Origin of the sequence: Ohtaekwangia kribbensis (genome assembly GCF_042676245.1) — a bacterium.
In the GTDB taxonomy this organism is placed as follows: Bacteria; Bacteroidota; Bacteroidia; order Cytophagales; family Cyclobacteriaceae; genus Ohtaekwangia; species Ohtaekwangia kribbensis.
Genome location: NZ_JBHTKA010000001.1, coordinates 590665 through 610659 on the forward strand (window position 1 = coordinate 590665; position 19995 = coordinate 610659).

The 19995-nt window shown below is 43.7% G+C and carries 16 protein-coding genes; 3 read left to right on the forward strand and 13 right to left on the reverse strand.

Annotated features, from left to right (window positions below; translation table 11 throughout):
* Nucleotides 1-94: 94 nt before the first annotated feature.
* From ACFQ21_RS02475 to ACFQ21_RS02490, 4 genes are read right to left on the reverse strand one after another with little or no spacing between them, the layout of a single operon-like run.
* On the reverse strand, nucleotides 95-685 hold the full coding sequence (locus ACFQ21_RS02475) for a hypothetical protein (protein ID WP_377574351.1): 591 nt from the start codon (nucleotides 683-685) through the stop codon (nucleotides 95-97).
* Complete coding sequence (locus ACFQ21_RS02480; protein ID WP_377574354.1) at nucleotides 675-2018, reverse strand: LVIVD repeat-containing protein; 1344 nt, start codon at nucleotides 2016-2018, stop codon at nucleotides 675-677. Before ACFQ21_RS02480 ends, ACFQ21_RS02475 begins: the two co-directional genes overlap by 11 nt.
* 56 nt (nucleotides 2019-2074) lie before the next feature.
* On the reverse strand, nucleotides 2075-4231 hold the full coding sequence (locus ACFQ21_RS02485) for a hypothetical protein (protein ID WP_377574357.1): 2157 nt from the start codon (nucleotides 4229-4231) through the stop codon (nucleotides 2075-2077).
* Nucleotides 4212-4769: an RNA polymerase sigma factor gene (locus ACFQ21_RS02490; RefSeq protein WP_377574360.1), complete on the reverse strand. Its 558-nt coding sequence runs from the start codon at nucleotides 4767-4769 to the stop codon at nucleotides 4212-4214. The genes ACFQ21_RS02485 and ACFQ21_RS02490 overlap by 20 nt, the downstream gene beginning before the upstream one ends.
* Before the next feature lie 213 nt (nucleotides 4770-4982).
* Between ACFQ21_RS02490 and ACFQ21_RS02495 the strand changes: the two genes are divergently transcribed.
* On the forward strand, nucleotides 4983-6254 hold the full coding sequence (locus ACFQ21_RS02495; RefSeq protein WP_377574362.1) for a type IX secretion system plug protein: 1272 nt from the start codon (nucleotides 4983-4985) through the stop codon (nucleotides 6252-6254).
* Here the strand turns inward: ACFQ21_RS02495 and cas6 are convergent.
* The 8 genes from cas6 to ACFQ21_RS02535 all read right to left on the reverse strand — a co-directional run bounded on the left by cas6 (nucleotide 6251) and on the right by ACFQ21_RS02535 (nucleotide 12313).
* Nucleotides 6251-7051, reverse strand: coding sequence for a CRISPR-associated endoribonuclease Cas6 (cas6, locus tag ACFQ21_RS02500; RefSeq protein WP_377574365.1), 801 nt, complete (start codon nucleotides 7049-7051; stop codon nucleotides 6251-6253). The two genes, ACFQ21_RS02495 and cas6, sit on opposite strands and share 4 nt — an antisense overlap.
* A 123-nt stretch (nucleotides 7052-7174) precedes the next feature.
* Complete coding sequence (gene ychF / locus ACFQ21_RS02505) at nucleotides 7175-8272, reverse strand: redox-regulated ATPase YchF (RefSeq protein WP_377574367.1); 1098 nt, start codon at nucleotides 8270-8272, stop codon at nucleotides 7175-7177.
* A 133-nt stretch (nucleotides 8273-8405) separates the two neighbouring features.
* Nucleotides 8406-8996 (reverse strand): porin family protein, encoded by a 591-nt coding sequence (locus tag ACFQ21_RS02510; RefSeq protein WP_377574369.1) that lies wholly within the window; start codon nucleotides 8994-8996, stop codon nucleotides 8406-8408.
* Nucleotides 8997-10182: 1186 nt separating this feature from the next.
* On the reverse strand, nucleotides 10183-10404 hold the full coding sequence (locus ACFQ21_RS02515) for a hypothetical protein (protein ID WP_377574372.1): 222 nt from the start codon (nucleotides 10402-10404) through the stop codon (nucleotides 10183-10185).
* A 410-nt stretch (nucleotides 10405-10814) separates the two neighbouring features.
* Nucleotides 10815-11105, reverse strand: coding sequence for a helix-turn-helix domain-containing protein (locus ACFQ21_RS02520; protein ID WP_377574374.1), 291 nt, complete (start codon nucleotides 11103-11105; stop codon nucleotides 10815-10817).
* 320 nt (nucleotides 11106-11425) lie between these two features.
* Nucleotides 11426-11554: a hypothetical protein gene (locus tag ACFQ21_RS02525; protein WP_377574376.1), complete on the reverse strand. Its 129-nt coding sequence runs from the start codon at nucleotides 11552-11554 to the stop codon at nucleotides 11426-11428.
* 64 nt (nucleotides 11555-11618) lie between these two features.
* Nucleotides 11619-11963 (reverse strand): hypothetical protein, encoded by a 345-nt coding sequence (locus tag ACFQ21_RS02530; RefSeq protein ID WP_377574379.1) that lies wholly within the window; start codon nucleotides 11961-11963, stop codon nucleotides 11619-11621.
* Between the two features lie 11 nt (nucleotides 11964-11974).
* The gene (locus ACFQ21_RS02535) at nucleotides 11975-12313 is read right to left on the reverse strand and encodes a hypothetical protein (protein ID WP_377574381.1); all 339 of its coding nucleotides are present in this window, start codon (nucleotides 12311-12313) and stop codon (nucleotides 11975-11977) included.
* Between the two features lie 613 nt (nucleotides 12314-12926).
* Between ACFQ21_RS02535 and smc the strand changes: the two genes are divergently transcribed.
* A complete protein-coding gene (gene smc / locus ACFQ21_RS02540; RefSeq protein ID WP_377574384.1) occupies nucleotides 12927-16463 on the forward strand; it encodes a chromosome segregation protein SMC in 3537 nt (1178 codons plus the stop codon).
* A 153-nt stretch (nucleotides 16464-16616) separates the two neighbouring features.
* On the opposite strand, the gene ACFQ21_RS02545 is transcribed toward smc, so the two are convergent.
* Complete coding sequence (locus tag ACFQ21_RS02545) at nucleotides 16617-17354, reverse strand: TrmH family RNA methyltransferase (protein WP_377574387.1); 738 nt, start codon at nucleotides 17352-17354, stop codon at nucleotides 16617-16619.
* A 9-nt stretch (nucleotides 17355-17363) separates the two neighbouring features.
* On the opposite strand from ACFQ21_RS02545, the gene tamL reads away from it, so the two are divergent.
* Nucleotides 17364-19886, forward strand: a complete 2523-nt coding sequence (gene tamL / locus ACFQ21_RS02550) for a translocation and assembly module lipoprotein TamL (RefSeq protein ID WP_377574390.1) — start codon at nucleotides 17364-17366, stop codon at nucleotides 19884-19886.
* Nucleotides 19887-19995 lie beyond the last annotated feature (109 nt).

Below are 19995 nucleotides of genomic sequence, written 5' to 3' on the forward strand. Positions count from 1 at the left end.
AACCATTTACCTAAAAAGGTGATCAGTGTTCCTCCTGACACACCAGTGCTATTAACCAGTCGGTGACTGGTTATGAAAGAGACAATTAGCCTTGCTAATTAATTCCGATACCGATCTGTACCACCCATCGCTCCATATCACGCTCAACCGATGTAACCGGTGCCGCTACATCTGCATACCACCAGAATGAAGGTGTATAGCTATATTTGATGCGCTGAAATTTATAGCCGGAACTGATTTGTATACTAAGCTTATCGGTTTTGATACGATAGCCGAGTAAGCCTGCGAAAGTTTGTCCGCCATCTACATCGTAATCAAGATTATCCTCATACTCCTCGGTACGATATGCAAATGAGTAACCTCCATTGAATTGAATAAAGAATGCGTTGTTCTTAACCTTCGCGAAGTCGTATGAAATAGCTGCAAATGCAGGGAGTGTACGCCAGCCGGTATAGCCATCGTATCCCACACCAAGCCCTGCAAAGAGGCGATTATGTCGTATGCCGTGTACGGTTGATAAAGAAGTATAGCTTCCATTTCCTTTCTTACCCAGTAAAGCACCGGCATGGAAACTATTGGAGTATCGTAATTGATTAGAATGATTGGATGAAACCGTATCGGATTGAGCGGACAGCGTAAACGCTGCCATCATGAAGCAAAAGCCCAGCAAGAGTTTATTCTTCATTGGACGCAACGATATGGCTAAGCAGTTTTATGTTCTTTGGATCGGAATAGTCATACTGAAAGAGACCATCCTCTCCGATCATCATCAACGTATTGTTGAATGGGATTACATCATACGCATGTATATCTGAATAATGCGCCAGCTGTTTGTTTTCGATCAGGTTAATATCAGAAGCATCGTATACTTTCAATCCTGCAGAACCATCGCAGATAAACAACGTTGAATTATCCTTTCCAAGTCCGTGCGGATTCGTCATAGCATACGTCTTCAGTAACTGCGGACTCGTTACATCTTTGATATCAATCACCTCAAGTTGATTGGTAAAGCCCTGGCAGGTAGTTCCTGAACGAAGTGTTACATAAGCATAGTCACCATCAACAATTACCGGGTCGCAGCTGCGTATGTGCGCATAGGTGCTTATATGTGTAGGTGCAGCCGGTGCTGTAATATCAAATATATGCATACCGCTGCTGGAACCTATAAAGAGATGCTCCTCATGTGGAAAGATCGTTTCAATGTCCCAGCCAACATAAGTCTTCGCTTTTGCTACAGGATTCTTTGCATCGGTGATATCAACAGCCTGTAACGATCCGAGATCGAGGGTATATAAATGATCCTGGCTGATGGTGAACCTTGCCATAGAGCCGCCAACTCCGGGGCCAGAGCCGTTCCCCGGAGCGATGGCTGCGCTCTTATCAAACTTTACATAACTGGCTAACGCTATTCCGTCTTCATAATATACTCCACCCCAGGGTTGAATATTGAATTGTGTGTCACAATCCGATTTCTCAATGGATACGTTACGTTTCTCTACCCAATCTGTTACCAGACCTTTTTCCGCATCCAGGTAAAAGCCGAGGCTGTTATAGTTACTGAAAATATTTTCTAGCCGGTTTACTTCTTTTATATCAACAAGCGATGTTATGTCCAATACCACCAGGTCAATAAAACTGTCGGCATATAGCATGCTGCCTTTTATAGCCAGGTCAAAATTTCCCGGTACGGTAATAAAGTTTTTATTTACAGGAGCTGCCGGATTACGATTGTCAATAACGTGAATTCCTTTTCCCGGCTCATTCACAAACAGAAATCCATCTTTATAGTATATCTTCCCTACTGTCTTGATGGGTTCGGGTGCGGTAACGGACACACTGGAACGCAGTTCGTTCAGCGTAGTATATACAGGCTCGTAAAAAGTATACTCGTTCGTTACTTCACACTTGTCCGTACACCCTTCCAGCAGAACACTGATGCCCAAAAGGCCTGTAAGAAAGAGTAACGCATATAGCGAAACGTGTATTCGTTTTTGAAGCCTGCTCTCTAAAGTATCCATACCGGTTCAGGGTTATTTAGTGATTAGACCCTCACCCACACGAAAAGGTTGGAAGCTTAGTGAAAAATATAACGAAAACGTAAACCCACATCGAATGTAAGCGGCATCGCGGTGACGGGCTGATCCGATTTATAAATAGAATTGAATGGATAGCGAATTCCCGGATTCAACGCCAATCGATAATGTTGTCCAAACTTATAACTGAATTCAGTGCCCACCAGACCACTGAAGTTGAACGTACGATACGGAGAATCTTCACCACTGCCCTGCGTTGTCTTGCTTACGTTATCACTCTCCGGAGTAAGTGTATTCTGCAGGAACATATCCGTTGAGACACCTCCGTTCAGTTGTATGCCGAAACGTTTGTTCACAATCATATAACCTGCCTGCAACGGTATACTGACAAACCGGAGACTATTGTTGATGGTATACGGTGCTGTAGATACCAGGCGACTATCCGCTTCGCTCATCATGCTGTTAACTGCTGGCGCACTGAAGTTTGAAAAATCAGATGAAGCCCCCACCGCGTTGGAGGTATAGTCCGATGACTGCGTCATATAGTTTACACCGCCCTGCACCACCCAGCGTTTTGATAAACGCGTACCCATGCTGAGTCCAACGGTATAGCTTGAGCCAGACGCCTTTGCCTGCTGACTTGCTACATTGTTCATAGCAAAAGATTGAGACGTTGATGCGTTTGAATTTACCGTATTAAAACTACCGGCAGCAAAACCAACCGATGTCCAAAGTTTCTCAGTGTTATTATCTTCTTCTTTCTTCTGTTCTTCGCTTTTGCTCTTACCCTCCTCATCAAGTTTTGCCAACATCAGCATAAGTGGATCTACTTGTGGCATAAGTTTGGTTGCATCAAAGTCGACAGGCTTATCAACGCGTGATGGTAATTTCTTTACACCTTCATTGGAAGCAAGTGTAGAGGTATTATTTACTGCGCCAAATTCACCGTTGTTAGCCGTATAGTAGCGACTGAACGGATTGATATCAACTCCATTCTTATTACCTGCAGGACTGCTATCAAGAGCATTTTTATTATCGACAGCAGCTACACCCTGTTGTTTATCACTCGCTATAGCAGAAGTAGTATTTACCGATGCATTGTTCTTGTCATTACCAGAACCAACGTGTTCGTTTGAAGCTATACCTTGCTTGTCAGCACGGGAATCTATACCGTTATCAGCAGATATAGTCTTGCCGTTAACTTCTTGTCCGGCCTTATTCGCGTTAACAGATGCAACCGTATTTTGTCCATCGGTTGCTGACGAAATTTGATTCTGCTGATTAGGAGTGTCACTATTTTTAAAAGCATCATTGGCCGCAACCTGCTGAGAAGATGTGTTTGCTATAGCATTCATACCCTTTGTATTCTTGTCAGAAGAGAGTACGGTTGATTCAGTAGACTGTGCGTTGCGTTGACTGTTATTCTGCTTACCGTCCCTTGATGCAACAGCGTTCTGAGCCGCATGATCAGCGGTGTTACTTTGCTTACCAGGATTGATACTCTTCTGCTCCGTCTTCGCTATTGAATTCTGATTGGCCCGATCGGAAGTACTGTTTGTCTTTTCAGTATTCGATGAAGAACCATTTGTCTTCGCCTGACGCTGTGTTGAATTGGACTGGTCAGCTCGTTTGATCGCTGAAGCCTTGTTATTGGATTTATTTTCAGAATCAGCGGGTGTATTCTCATCATGTGTATTCAGAGATGCTATAGATTTATTCTCTGCTGGATTTTCGTTGTTGTTATTATCATCAAATACAGGCGAAGAAGATGTCGCAGTCTGTTCGTTTGCTGTGCCTGAATTTGCTTGTCCGTTTACAATGGCGTTATCGGAAGATATAGCCTGATCTGCCTTTGAGTTGTCGGCTATATTTTCAGTTACCTGATCGTTACCGGCAGTTTCTCCGGTACGAGTTTGCGCATTACGTTCTGACGATGATTCTGTTTTTGGATTCACAGCAAGTGATCCATCAAATCGTTGTTGATCCTGGAGTATATAATATCCTACACCGGCAACACTCATAGCAAATGCTATAGATGCAGCAGCGAGAAGCTTGTAGAAGAAAATTCTACGCTTCATCTTGTCACCCTCCGCTTTTTCAAGGTCGAGCTCGATGTTCGTCCACACATTTTCTGTGGGACTCACCTCTGCTTCCTTGAAAGCATCACGGAACGCATCCTCAAATTTTCGACTCTCCATATCGTTCATAATACGTTGACTCCTTTAGTAACCGTTGTTGCAGCAAGCTCTTAGCGCGGGCAAACTGCGACTTCGATGTACCTTCTGATATACCTAATTGTTCGGCTATTTCTTTATGACTAAATCCTTCGATGGCAAACATGTTGAAAACGATCTGGCACCCTTGCGGCAATGCCTGTATCATTTCGAGTAACTGTGTAAAATGAATACCGGATATACTGACTTCGTCTTCCGGAAGATTGGTCTCTTCGATGTCGACCATGGGGAGGAGGTAAAGTTTCTTCCGGTTTGCATTCAGTGCTGTGTTCACCATGATCCGGGTTATCCAGGTTTCCAGCTTCGATTCTCCTCTGAAATTCTCGATTCCCTGAAACACTTTTACAAATCCTTCCTGCAGAATGTCTTCCGCTTCGGCCGTAGTCTTCGAATAGCGAAGGCAGACCACCAGCATTTTTCGGCAATAGCGATCGTACAAAGCCCGTTGTGAGGCCCTGCTACCTTTTCGGCATCCTTCTATAAGCTCGGTTTCGTGGAGCATTAATCCGATAATCCGACCATTTGAAACTTAGACACTATCTCCATGCAAAAGGTTGGAATGTCCAAATCGTTCATTCCAGCACAGGTTTTTGATCCTGTTGAAACGTACATCAACCTCATTTGGCTTTGATATTGCCAAATTCTTTTTTCCTTTGCCCTTTATAAAATCAACCTGTAAACCCGAAACACAACGTTTCACTAATCAGCTTAACGAATGAGGTTCCTGTATATTTCGATTGTACTGTTAGCGGCTGCCTGCACACCCATCGCACAAAGTACGGTTAATTCAGATGGTAATCCTAAAACCCTCCAGCTTATCGACCGCGCGTACGAACCACAGATCAAAACCATTCAGTTATATTCTTCGGGAAACACCCTCAACCCGGCCGTTACGGGTTTAGGACAGGCGAACCTCATCCTGGAGTTTGACGACATGCGTAATCAGAATGATTCGTATTATGCAAGAGTCATTCACTGCAATCACGATTGGACGCCATCATCGCTGCAGGACCTTGACTATATGACGGTCTATAATGAATTTCCAATCAACACCTACGAGTTCTCGGTTGATACACACCTCCCCTATATTCACTATACATTTACACTGCCTACCGTAAAATTACCAGGCAACTATGTGCTCGCGGTATATCGCGGCAGCAACAAAGAAGATCTTATTCTCACAAAACGATTTATGGTTTTTAACACCCAGGTGAGTTTTACACAAAATGGAAATCTGATTGGTCCGGGGAGAATTGCTGATCTCAATCAGCAGATCAATTTCACGGTAAACTATAAGAACCTGAATATACTCAACCCGCTTACGGATGTACATGTAAACATCCGGCAGAACCAGCGTTGGGACAACATGGCTTCCAATGTAAAACCAAGTTTTGTTCGTGAGATTGAAAAAGAAATCGAGTATAGATTCTTTGACGATGCACTTATGTTCAAAGGCGGAAATGAATTCCGTTTCTTCGATCTGCGCTCATTGAATTACCCAGGACGTAACGTACGCTATATGGATAAAAAAGTAAAACCATTTAAAGCCTATATACAGAAAGACAAGTCGCGTGAAGATGAAGCGTATGCACAGTATAACGACCTGAACGGTGGCTTTACCCTCGACAATTACGACTACCGCGACATGGCTTATGCCAACTATGTTGATGTGAACTTTACTTTATCAACACCACCGGTTAAAGGAGATGTATATGTAGCCGGAGCATTCAACTACTGGAACCTGAATCAGGAAAACAAAATGCACTACGATACTGCGCAGAATAGCTACGTAGCCGATATACTCTTAAAACAAGGTTGGTATGATTATCAATATATAGTGAAAGCACCAGGAGTTAATCCGTACCGTTTTGAAGGAAGTCACTTTGAGACCGAGAATCAGTACGAAGTATTTGTATACTATAGACCGTTTCAGCCACAAGCTGATTTGCTTATCGGTTATCTGAGACTCGAAGCCAATCCGCGTTAAGCGTAAATTACTTCCTGCTGAGCGGTGCGTTGGATGGAATCGTTGTTAGCGACATCCAGCATACCAAAGCCTTTGTGCGTAAAATGACCTAAGCCATTTTCATATACAAACTGCTGCACTTCTTTGGCTGCGTATAGTGTGAAAGGAAAAGTATAGCCGCGCACTTCAAATTTTACATCACTGTCATACAACGGGTATATACGCGCAAACTTTTTATGTGATGCCTGTATTCGCTGGATATAGTCCTGGTCAGGCACAATCTGAAATTTATAGAAAGATGCTAGTTGCTCAGCCGTATATTTACCCTGTATCTCCATACGGGCAAGGGTAGATTCATAGAGAAGATCAGAGAACTCATCGCTCTCAGGCGATACGAATTTTTTACCACTCTCATCGTTGAAAGCGGCAGGTATAACCACAATCGGAGATATACACAGGAACTTCGATTCATCGCTGATCTTTACCGGGTCCTCCTGCTCTACCGACTCCGGCATCAGATGAAGATTCCCAACGATAATTTCTTTTTGCTCAAACAAACGAGCCAGGAAGTAATCCATAAAAGGCTTATCCGAGCAGGCAAACACAAGCGTAACCTTCGATGAAAAATAATGCAGTCCTTTACGACTAACTTTAGTCTGACCTTTTAACCCCGAGAAATTGTATTGGTTAAAATCCACGTAGCCTTTCTCCGGACCAAATATTAAAAGTCCTTTAATTACCTGCGCCAACAGATATTGGTGGTGAAACGGCACGTACGCACCCCTGTTTTTCAGTGAAAAAATGATCCTGGTTCTCAAGCCAAAAAAAAATTAATCGGGGGGTTAATTCTACCCAAACAAAAAATCCGCTCAATACTGAATGTGAGCGGATTATAAAGCTAAGAAAAAAAAGTAAAGGTTAAATATAATTGTAAGGAAACTTTATACGTTAAAGCGGAAATGCATGATATCCCCGTCTTCAACCACATATTCTTTTCCTTCAACCGCCATCTTACCAGCTTCCTTGCAAGCCTGTTCTGTTTTATAGTGCTGATAATCAGTTAATTTAATAACCTCGGCACGAATAAAGCCTTTCTCAAAATCTGAGTGAATCACGCCTGCGGCCGCAGGTGCTTTCCACCCGCGTTTAATAGGCCAGGCACGTACTTCCTTCTCACCTGCCGTGAAGTAAGTGATCAGATCAAGCAAGTGATAAGATGCTCTCAACAGTTTATTAAGTCCTGATTCCGTCAAGCCATACTCCGCTAAAAATACAGCACGATCTTCTTCGCTTTCCAGCTCTGCGATCTGTGCTTCAATAGCTGCCGAAATAATTACCACTTCAGCATTCTCATCCTTCACATGTGCACGCAGTGCCTCAACATGTTTGTTACCGGTATGAAGAGAACCTTCATCAACATTCGTAACATAGATCACCGGCTTCGCAGTGAGCAATTGCAGATCAGCCACGGCTTTCTTGTCTTCTTCATCAACCTGTAATGAACGGGCATTCTTACCCGACAGCAGTGTATCTCTATATAATTGGAGTACCGATAATTCTTTCTTCAGCTTAGCGTCACCAGCCTTCGCAGCCTTCTCGACTTTGCTGATCTTCTTCTCAACCGACTCAAGGTCTTTCAACTGAAGCTCGGTGTCAATAATTTCTTTATCAGCTACCGGATCAACACGACCATCTACGTGTACTATGTTATCATTCTCGAAGCAACGCACCACGTGAACAATAGCATCCACCTGGCGAATGTTACCCAGAAACTGGTTGCCAAGACCTTCACCTTTGCTGGCACCTTTTACGAGTCCGGCAATATCAACAAACTCAATAGTAGTCGGCAGCACACGCTGCGGATTCACGAGACCTTCCAGGATTTTCAAACGAGGATCAGGCACCGAAATAACACCAACGTTGGGCTCGATCGTACAAAACGGAAAGTTAGCCGCCTCAGCCTTGTTATTAGAAATAGAGTTAAAGAGAGTCGACTTTCCAACATTTGGCAAACCTACGATCCCGCATTGAAGTCCCATGAGCTAAACAAATTGAATTTAAGGCCGCAAATATAAGCGGATAGGGAGATTTGGGAAAGAACTATTTTTGAGGAGCTGCTGGCTGCGAGTTGCCAGCTGCTGGAGGTGTGAGTGTGAGATTAGGATTTGACCTCTACTTCAAATAGTAGGCAATTGAAAATTGGAAGTTTCGGGTATAGGTTGAGACCTTTTCAACTGGTCCTTGGTTAGGACCGGAATTATACTTTATATCTTTCACACTGGTGATTCCATAGTAATAACGTCCTACTACCGACCACTTGCTGGTTAAATTAAACCTAAGACCTCCAACTGCGCCGATATCCGTAGACTCATAAAGACTGATATACGTACTCTCTTTAATTTTAACACCAAATGAAGGTCCGGCTTCGATGGCAAGTAATGAGATCGGCTTGTAAGAGATCAGCAAAGGCAATTCAATATAATCAAGCCGAATATTACCTTCGCTATAGGACGATTTATAATGATAGCCCTTTCTTATATACTGTAACTCTGGAATGAAATCAAACTTATCTGATAATCTCAATTTCGAGAAAACGCCGACATGAAAAGACGCTACCGATGAATAGTCCTCCTCAATAGAACCATCGGGAACATCTTTCATCACGATCTGGCTCATATTTACTCCCGCTTTAAATCCTAACGGAATTTGCGAATAACCGGAGGCATAAACAACTAAAAAAAATGCGAGCAACAAATTCTTCATAACTAAAAAAGATTCTATAAACCCAGACTATATATCAACCGACTCACTATGCCGTATAAACTACTGTATTCCTAAAAGTAAATCCTCTGAATGCACAGGGGCACCCAGAGGATCACAGGTAAGTTAGGTTAGGAATTAAATACCATTGCAAAGGTCTCGTTTATACCTTTATTTCACAATACCGCAGTTGAGGTTGTCTGGAAAACCGGACAAGGATTAGATGTGGCAAATAGTGTTTACAATCCTATAGTGTATCATCGTCTTCGGCTTTTGATCGTATCCATGCGACTGCACCTCCGGTGATTACAGAACAAATTACAATTGCCAATGGTTTTTAGATTGCTTTTATATGATTACTAACAGCTTATGGAATAGTCAACGTCTTCAATTTTTACGTTAAAACGCACAATCACTCTGTTTCCAGCTTCGTTAATGTAAACAGAATCTCGTTTTATCTTGGAAATGTTAACAAGATCCGCATCTGACAAGTCCGTATTTCGGGTCTTTGAACACGATAATACAGCCAATATCAACAATGAAAATACAAATTTTGCTTTACTTTCATTTCTTTTTTCGTATTGAGGGATGAATTACTTCGACCATATAATGTTCTCCGTCTTTCTCAAGGTGTTTAAAAGCTACAAGAGGAAATTTGTGATCAACTAATGTGGAAGGCACCGGTTCATAGTATCCAGGATACCCAGGAATAGGAGTATATTTCATATTGCCCTTTTTTCATCAAACTGCTTTGTAGGATTACTATAACATATATTTAGAAAATTCGATGTACCATCCAATTCATTAGAAATTGCCAGCATAGAGAAAACCGAAAAAATATTATCTATCTTATTTAAGTTCAATATACCTACAATTTTATTTCCTGCGCTTTTTTGTGAATAATCCAGTTGTACTTTCTGACCATTTTGATCCTATACCGCGATACATTTCTCGTCCACGTTTCCGTATAAATCCAAGGCACCAATAAAAATCGAGCACACGTCCTTCGTTAATTCGCTGCCTGACTTCGTCTGCACAAGGTGCAACGAAGTCATGAGCAGCATTCATCGGATTAAAAGGGCTCCGCGAAATTCTTGTCGGTGTTACTTTGCAGGTTACCGGGTGTAAGTCGTTTCGAGTCATTGTTAAAGTCATTACAGTTTAAAATCCATTTACGCGCGGCAGCTTGTCAATTCTTCATAGCGGCTTTACCGCCAATTTTCCAGCCGGTGCTTTCGAAGTGGTTGAAGAATTTCTCTGCCTCAACACGCGCGGTCCCCTGTTGCTCAAAATAGAGCATCACTTCATCGAGCGAGGTCGGTATAGCCGCAGGTATCTTTTTCTCGTGGCGCACTTCTTCCTTGAAAACAAAATGCATTGCTTCATTATCAGCCTGCGCGACCTCGTTCACTTCGTTTAAATGTTTGTAATGTTTTAATATGTTTATAGAACGACTCACCGGTTGTGCACCGGTTGTATCAGTGGCTGTTTCTCCCGTTGTATCACTGGCATATCAAATCTGAGCAGGATAACCTGGCTGCCGCGTTGCTGGTCATACGAAGGTTCATATAAAATATAGTTCCAGTCACTCAGCCCGTGCATACACCGGTGATAGGTATTGATCGAACCATCTTTGAGTATGCCATAATCTCACCTCGATTTATACTGAATGGATTTTGAAAACGGCTAAGATTCCAGAAGTGAAACAATGCAGAATACAAACTGCAATGGAAACAGGTAATACGCTCGTCACTTGCTTGTATCTCCAGCCATTTCTTGTAGTGTTTATGTAGTTCATCGTAACGTTTAGGGGTATATATACTACAATCCGTTCTGCTTATGTCTGTTGACTTTGTTTTGCTCAAGCCGGTTGTTACTATCATCAGCATCATAGAACATCACACGCCCCAATAACGAAAAAGGCAGTTCACCGCTGTCACGCAAGTTTTGTAGCGTGGCCGGGCATACACCAAGCATTCTGCGTACTTCATGCGACCTCATCCATTTGCGTTTGGGCAACGTATGCATTTCAATCATGGCATTTTTCAAGTCTCTGATCAATTCAGTCCTGAACTGTTTCAGATCGTCCCGGGTAAGTTGTTTTTGTAGCATATAAGGTATGGTTAATTTATATACTCAAAACTCGCTATATATAGTTCACAAAAAACAGTTACAACAGGGTTACAACACGTTGTATATACTTGGAATCAGTTATTCAAACGCAGATATAGTATGTATCAACTGCTGAAGGTAATTCTTCAAAAAATCACGCGTTCCGGTTTCCACATTGTAATACTTTAGCCGAAAACTCTCCTGCGAGAACCTATCAAGCTGCTTCACCTTACCATATCCGATAGAAAGCGGGCCAGTTCTGTAATATTTTTATTCTGAATCATCCCACTCTCAACTAAGGCACGTGTAAGGCCCGCAAGCTAAGCACCAGATATACTCACCAGCAATTTATAGTCAGGCTTCGTACTTGAGTCGCGACTGTTACCAAAGGGTAACTGGTTCTGCAACTTTTCACGCAGATAAAACACCTCCTCCACAATACAGCCCATTATTTGATCGCGAATTGGTTTGGCAACAGCATCATAGGTGTACCGGGTATCAACAAACGTCTGCTCAATAATTTTGCTTCAAATGCATAGTGATCAAGTTGGTGAGCATAGTGATCAGATGCCAGCACCTTCTTGAACTAGGCAACGCATCAGCTTCATGCAATACGCATATCCGCATAATTTCTGCGGCAAACTTGCGCATATAGTGTACACTTCGGTAACTCCGCGCGCTTTCCATACGAAAGCTTAGAAAATCATCCATAGGTTCGGCAACAACATTGATCAGTTCATAATCAGCCTTCGCCTTTATCAACACATCGGCAACATACCGGTATACTTCCGCTATCTCCTGAGCAGTCGTAGATATATAGCCCGCAGAAGCCTGTAACTCTTCGTTAGTATAATTCACAAAGTATTTCTCTATGCCCACAGAAGATCCTCAAGTTGTAGGTATATATGCTTATGAAGAAGTAAAGATTCGTCAACGGGCTCATCGGAGTAAAGCGCCATGCAATCTTGCCCCAACTTGTCCGAGTAAAATTCTAGTAACTCTAATACACCTTGCTGGTGAGCTTGAACATAACGAGTAGCAAGCCCTGCATCACCACAGTTGATAACATTGTAACGCAAAACAGTTCGAAGGCGGTCAACTTCATTTGTAAACGACTCTAATTTTTCGCGTACCTCCAGTTCACTTTCTAGTCGTAAAACAATTTCATTTTTTATCAGCGATTCAATCGAACCCAACTCATATTTCATAACTCACAAATTTTTCCCGATACCGTAGTTAATAAGTAAACCGGTATATTTCATTTAATACAATTCCCTATCTCATTGGCAGCTTGAGGCAGACCAAGTATAAATTATTTACTAGGGTAAGAAGTATATCCAAAAGAGCCAATAACCCATTTGTGATTTCCAAGACATGTCAATGTGTAAGGGACATAAATTGGCAAGGTTGCCGGCTCTTCAGCAAGCCTATGGATTCAACTTTCGGGATCGAATCCAGTTAGATCCTTGTTACAGAATCCCTTTCCTTTGGAACTCGTCCCGCGGCACTAAAAAACTTACATAAAAAGGCTCGTGAAATACTCTTCTTACTCACTATCAACCCCTTACATTCCTCAAATTTTTTATTTTGAATTGCCAACTGCAGAAGCTTATCTTTGCCGACTTCCCCCATTGGCTCCGGTAAGTAAGCAGGTGATAGCAGTAGATAAACCTCTACAAACTATTTCATAGTGTAACAAACTGAAACCCAGGCGGGCAAGGCTTTTCACTCCCCACACACGGGCAGCACACAGCGGGCCGAGATATAGTTTTGGCCTGAGCAGATTAAAAGTACAACAACCTCTAACACAAAGGAGAGAGCATGCAATTAGCGAAACTGGAGATTAAAGGCTTCAAGAGTTTTGCCGACAAGGTAGTAATCAACTTCGATGAAGGAATTACCGGTATTGTCGGGCCGAACGGGTGCGGAAAGTCCAACGTGGTGGATTCCATCCGCTGGGTATTGGGCGAGCAGAAAACAAGTGCTCTGCGTTCCGAAAAAATGGAGAACGTTATCTTCAACGGAACCAGCGGGCGAAGCGCGCAGCAGATGGCCGAAGTATCGCTTACCATCAACAACACCAAGAATATACTTCCTACGGAATATTCGCAGATCACCATTACAAGAAGGCTATATCGTACCGGTGAAAGTGAATATTTACTTAATGGTGTATCATGCCGCCTGAAAGATATTACCAACTTGTTTCTGGATACAGGGGTTGCATCAAACACCTACGCAATCATCGCGTTGGGTATGGTGGACGATCTGCTGAACGATAAAGATTCTTCGCGCAGAATGTTGTTCGAAGAAGCTGCCGGTATATCTAAATTCAAGAAGCGTAAAAAAGAAACGCTCAAGAAACTTGAAGATACCGATGCTGACCTGGAGCGTGTAGAAGATTTACTTTTCGAGATCGAGAAGAACATGAAGTCGCTCGAGAAGCAAGCGAAGCAGACCGAGAACTATTACAAAATTAAGGAAGAGTATAAGCAGAAAAGTATAACACTCGCCAAGGTTGTCGTGAACAAACAGAAAGACAAGTTCAACGACATCAACCAGCGCGTGCAGGAAGAGAGCGATCGAAAAATAGCACTCGCGGCAGATATAGCAGAGAAAGAAGCAGCGATCGAAAAAGCAAAAGCTGAACTCGTTCTCAAAGAGAAAACATTAAGCTCTCGTCAGAAAGCTATCAATGAATTCGTAGCGAAGATCCGTCAGTATGAAAGCGAGAAGCAGATCAAGAACGAGCGTCTCAAGTATTTGAACGACCGTGCTGCAGGCTTACGCGACCAGATCGAACAAGACCGCAAGAGCAACGAGCGTGCACGTTTCAGTATACAAAGTCTCGAAGGCGAAAAGGCCTCGGCAGAAGGTATATTAGCAGAGATCACCCAAAAACTCGAACACCTTAAAGCAGAATACGAAGATCAGAAGCGCATAACCACTGAGTTGCAGACACAGTCTGATTCACTGCGCAGAGTACAGCGCGAGAAACAGGAAGAAAGCTTCCAGATCAACAAAGGCGTAGAGATCCGTGAGATACAGGTTTCATCTTTCAAGCAAGAGTTAGAGAAGACTGCATCCGACTCATCTCAACAAAGTGCAAGCCTCGTAGAGTTTGAAAATAAACTCAAGGTGTTGCAGGATGAACTCGGCGGTCTCAACGGTGAATCTGATAAACTGAAGAAAGAAGAAGAAGAAGTGCAGGAGCGCATCGGTGCGATGGAGAAGACCATCGAAATGATACGCGAAGAAATGAACGTAACCGGTCGTAAGCTCGATGCACGTCAGAATGAATATAACCTTACCAAGTCACTTGTAGAAAACCTCGAGGGCTTCCCTGAAGCCATCAAGTTCCTCAAGAAGAAAGTAGGTAAAAATGCTCCCCTCCTCTCCGATATACTTACAACTTCGGAAGAGTATCGCGTAGCGATTGAAAATTATCTGGAGCAATACCTGAACTACTATATAGTACAACACGAGTCTGAAGCGTACGATGCCATCAACATCCTCAGCGATGCTGCCAAAGGCAAAGCACACTTCTTTATACTCGATGCATTCGAGAAGTTCGAGTCGACACCAGGCCGTATATACGATAACGCTTTCCCGGCAACGGAGATCATCGAGTACGATCAGAAGTATAAAAAGCTGATGGCTTTTATACTCGACAAGGTATATATATTTGAAGGCGACATCAAGCAACTTCCGTCAAGCGATGAAAACACCTTCATCACCAAGAACGGTAAACTTACCAAGCGCAAGTTCAGTGTATCCGGTGGTTCGGTAGGATTGTTCGAAGGAAAGAAGATCGGTCGCGCGAAGAACATGGAGAAGCTGGAGAAGGAGATCAAAGAACTCACCTCCAAACTGGACGATATCCGCGGAAGCCTGCTCGAAAAACAATCCGATCTTGAAAAGCTGCGCAACAACAAACTGCGCCAACAGATCGAAGAAGTACAAAACACGATTCGTCAGGTAAACGAAGAGTTTGTATCCGTACGCACCAAGCGCGAGCAGTTCTCACAAATGCTGAGCAGTGCCGACTTACGCAGAGAAGATATACTCGAGAAAATTGATACCCTGCTGAAGGAACTCGATGACCTGAAGCCGAAAGCTCAACAGGCTCAACATGATCTGGAAGCACAGGAAGACCGGTTAAGTGTTATCGCACAAGACCTCACTTCCAACAACGAATTACTTACGCAGAAGTCTGCAGCGTTTAACGAGCAGAATATATTCTTCCACCAGCAGGACAACCGCGTGAAGAGTATAGATCAGGAGATCCGCTTCAAGCAGGAATCAATGGATCAAAGCGCGCAACGCCTGGAAGTAAATGCCGAAGAACTTCGCAAGAACGAAGAGGAAGTAAAACGCATCATTGAAAATACCCAAAGCAATGATGACGAACTCATCGGTATGTACGAAGAGAAAGAAGCGATGGAGAAAGGTCTCGGAGAAGCTGAGAAAGATTACTACGAGAGCCGCGGCTTCATCGATCAGATTGAAAAAGCATTGCGTGAAATTCAACACCAGCGCCAGAACATCGACACGTTGTTGATGGACATGCAAGGCCAGTTGAACGAAAGCAAGATGCAGTTGAATTCCGTGAAGGAACGTCTCTCGGTAGAGTTCAACATCGATCTGGATTCTGTTATCAACCAGGGATCCGAAGAAGAAAGCAAAGACCTCGCTACTGCCGATGAAGACAAGATTCGCGCAGAGGTACAGAAGATACGCGACCGTCTCGATAACATGGGACCGATCAACCCGATGGCGATGGAAGCCTATACGGAGATCAAGGAGCGTAACGACTTTATCCTGAAACAGAAAGAAGATCTGCTCAAGGCGAAAGAATCACTCTTCAGCACCATTAGTGAAATTGAAGGTGTAGCCAGCACTACATTCATGGAAGCGTTCAACAAAATCAAAGAACACTTCATCAATGTATTCCGCTCGCTGTTTACCGAAGACGATCAGTGCGACCTGCGTCTTGTTGATCCAAACAATCCGCTGGAGTCTGACATCGACATCATCGCGAAACCAAAAGGTAAACGTCCACTGACGATCAACCAGCTTTCCGGAGGAGAAAAGACCTTGACAGCAACCGCACTGTTGTTCTCGATGTACCTGCTGAAGCCGGCACCGTTCTGTATCTTTGATGAGGTTGACGCTCCGTTGGATGATGCCAACATCGACAAGTTCAACAACATCATCCGTACGTTCAGTAAAGATTCTCAGTTCATCATCGTAACGCACAACAAGCGCACCATGACAGCAACGGATATCATTTATGGTATTACGATGGTGGAGAAAGGTGTGTCGCGCGTGGTGCCCGTAGATTTGCGAGAACTCGCTTAGAAGTAAGAATTGGCACCGGGTATATTTCCCGATGAGCATAAAACAAAACGCCTGAGCTATAGCAATAGATCAGGCGTTTTTCATTTATAGCAGCTATATATCAACCTCACCTTCCACAAACTTCCGGTCTTCCGGACTTCTTACGCATTACATCTACTTCTTACTTCTAACCAAATTATCACAAATCACCGCAGTAGCAATAGCTGCATTCAGCGACTCCGCCTGGCCATACCGTGGTATCGTGATCTTGTTCGTAACAAACTGTTCCAAAGCATCCGATATACCACGCGATTCATTGCCGATCAATATAAATCCACCGGAACCAAAATCAGTTTTATGAACATCCTTACCATCCAGATAAGCACCAAAGACGGGCAGAGATGTTTTGGACAGATAGTGTTGCAGGTTAGTATAGTATATTTCCACGCGGGCGAATGAGCCCATCGTAGCACTGATCACCTTGGGGTTGTAGAAGTCGGCCGTTTCTTCGGAAGCAATGATGTGCGTTATGCCAAACCAGTCGGCTGTGCGGATAATGGTACCGAGGTTGCCGGGGTCACGTATATCGTCCAGCACGATGCCGAATGTATTGGGCGGTATCTGTGTCGGGTCGTTGGGTTTGAGCCGGGCTACCGCCAGGGCCGAGTCGTTCGTCTGGAATTCGCTCAGGTCTGTGAGCTCCTTCTCCGTTACCTCCAGCGTTTCGGCCTGTACAGGTCGGTTCAGTTGCCGGAAAAAGTCAGCTGTGCCGAGCACCAAAGTCACTTCAAAGTCAGAAGCGAGCAATTCCTGCACACTCTTTGCTCCTTGCACCACAAAACATTGCTCCTGTTTCCGGTATTTCTTTACTTGCAAAGATTTGATAAACTTGATTTTTGCTTTGGATAGCATTCGTATCGCTTGAGGACCCTGAACTATAAATATTTTCTTACGGCTGCTCTGCTCCCATTCGTCCTCTCGGGCTGTCTGGGTATAAAGCACCTGAAAGAAAATGAAAAACTATTGTATCGCCAAAGAATTGATGCTCCGCGGCATATCGATGCGAGCGCATTGCAGGGACTCCATGCACAGCGCCCTAACCGTAAGTTTATTGTTCGTCCGCTGGCACCGCTGGTAAGCATATACTATTTCGGCTATCGCTTCTACGACCAGGAGAAGATGATCAAGAAGAAGGAGCGATTTGAAAAGAAGTTCGATGCCAAGATAGCTGCAACCAAAAAAGAAAAGCGCATCAACAACCTTCAATTCAGAAAGCAACAGAAGAGCGAGAAGCTGACCAACAAGATCGAGAATGGAAACACTGTAATGCAGTGGGGAGAACCTATCGCGGTATTTGACAGCAGCCTCGTACGCGTTACCCTCGAACGCTTTCACAGTTACCTCTTTTCAAAAGGATACTTTACTAACAAGGTGCACGCCAAGGTCGACACCATGAAGATATACCCGAAGCGTGTTAAAGTTACCTATACCGTTGTACCCGGACAGGCATACATCCTCGACTCTATCTTTTACCAGATTGCTGATACTGCTGTGAACAATGTAGTGCAGCGTAATACACAGACTTCGCTGCTGAAAAAAGGTGAGCGCTACGATGAAGATAACTTTACCAGAGAACGCGAGCGCCTCGATCTCCTGTTAAAAGACTATGGCTTTTATGATTTCAGCAGACAGTATATAGAGTACGCCACGGATACCTCTTACAAAACTCCCGATCGCAAAGTTGCCGTGATGATCATCATCAACGATCCGGCCAAGCGCGGCTATCATAAGAAGTTTACGGTGGATGAAGTGCGATTCACCACAGATATAGGTATAAATAAACCAGGAAAAGAACGCACAGGTCGTACCTACCGGGATATACAATACAGTTATTACAACGATGACTATAATCTCAAGATACTCTCCCAGCGTGTGTTCATCAAGCGTGGCGAGTTATACAATCGCTCCAAAACACTTAACACCCAACGACAGCTCGCGCTGGTGGATGCTTTCAAATTCGTAAACATCAACTACGATACTGCCAACGGTAAATTCACCGCCAATATATTTACCAGTCCGTTGCCGCGATACGAATGGAGTAACGAAGCTGGCGTGAACGTAACACAGGGATATCCCGGTCCTTTTTATAACATGACGTTCAAGAAGCGAAATGTATTCAACGGCATGGAGACATTCGACATCAGCGGACGATTTGGTTTTGAAGGTGTCGCCTCTGCTACGGAAGATCAAAACTTCTACAAGAGTACCGAGGCTGGTATAAATGCATCACTCACCTTTCCTCAATTCATCTGGCCCTTCCGGGATCGCGTACGCTTCCGACATGCAGCGTATAACCCGAAGACTAAATTTACGGTGGGATACGCCTATACCGATCGCCCTGAGTATAGAAGAACCGCTATATCTGCCAACGGAACTTATTCATGGCAGAATAACAAGAACAGACTATATCAACTCACTCCTATTAACATGAGTGTGATTGATACAGCAAACTTGTCCGATGATTTCAAACAACTTCTGGCAGAACAGGCGCAACTGGGTAACTTCAGTTTGCTCAATTCATTTCGTCCTTCATTCGTGAACAGTATAATTTTTGGTGTCACCTGGAACTATAGGAATTATGGCAATCAAGAAAGGAACTCTGGGTTCATTCGGGCGCAACTGGAGAGCGGTGGTACCATTTGGAATTTTGTTGATCCATCACTCGTAACACAATACGATTTGGAGTACTTTAAATACCTTCGTCTAAGTTTAGACCTTCGCAGGAATAATGTTATCAATAGAAATACTTCTGTTGCATATCGTTTCAATTCAGGTGTTGCTTACTCCTATACCAAAAACAAAAGTCTTCCCTATGAAAAATTCTTCTTCGCTGGTGGTAGTAATAGTATACGCGCATGGCGTCCGCGAAGATTGGGACCAGGTTCGTTCAAACCGCGGACAACAGAAGATCCGGATTCTAACGGAGACCCTGTGAAAGATGGTTTGTTTGACTATAACATTGAACAGCCGGCCGAGATATTATTGGAAGCGAGCATTGAAGTTCGGCAGAAGCTTTTCGGATTTGTAAGCGGTGCATTGTTTATAGATGCCGGTAACACCTGGACGTTCCAGCAACGCAAGCGTACGGTGAACAACGTTGAAGTAGATAATGGTAATTCGCAGTTCAGAATAAATCAGTTTTACAAAGAGATCGCTGTGGGCACCGGCTTCGGACTTCGTTTCGATTTTACATTCCTCATTCTTCGCTTCGATGTCGGCATGAAGGTATATGATCCGGCCCGCGATGAAGGCGACCGCTTCGTACTCGACAAAGTACGTTTCTTCAAACCCTACGCAACCAAAGTTACCAACGGAGAAACCACCACCTATACCAACTACCGCGAACCGGTTATCTATAACGTGGGGATAGGCTTTCCGTTCTAAATGGTTACTGGCCTCTGGCTACCGGCTGCTGGAGGTTTACGTTTCTGCTATATATATACTTCAACACACATTTTTTCCTGTAACCAGTAGCTTGCAGCCAGCAGCCTTT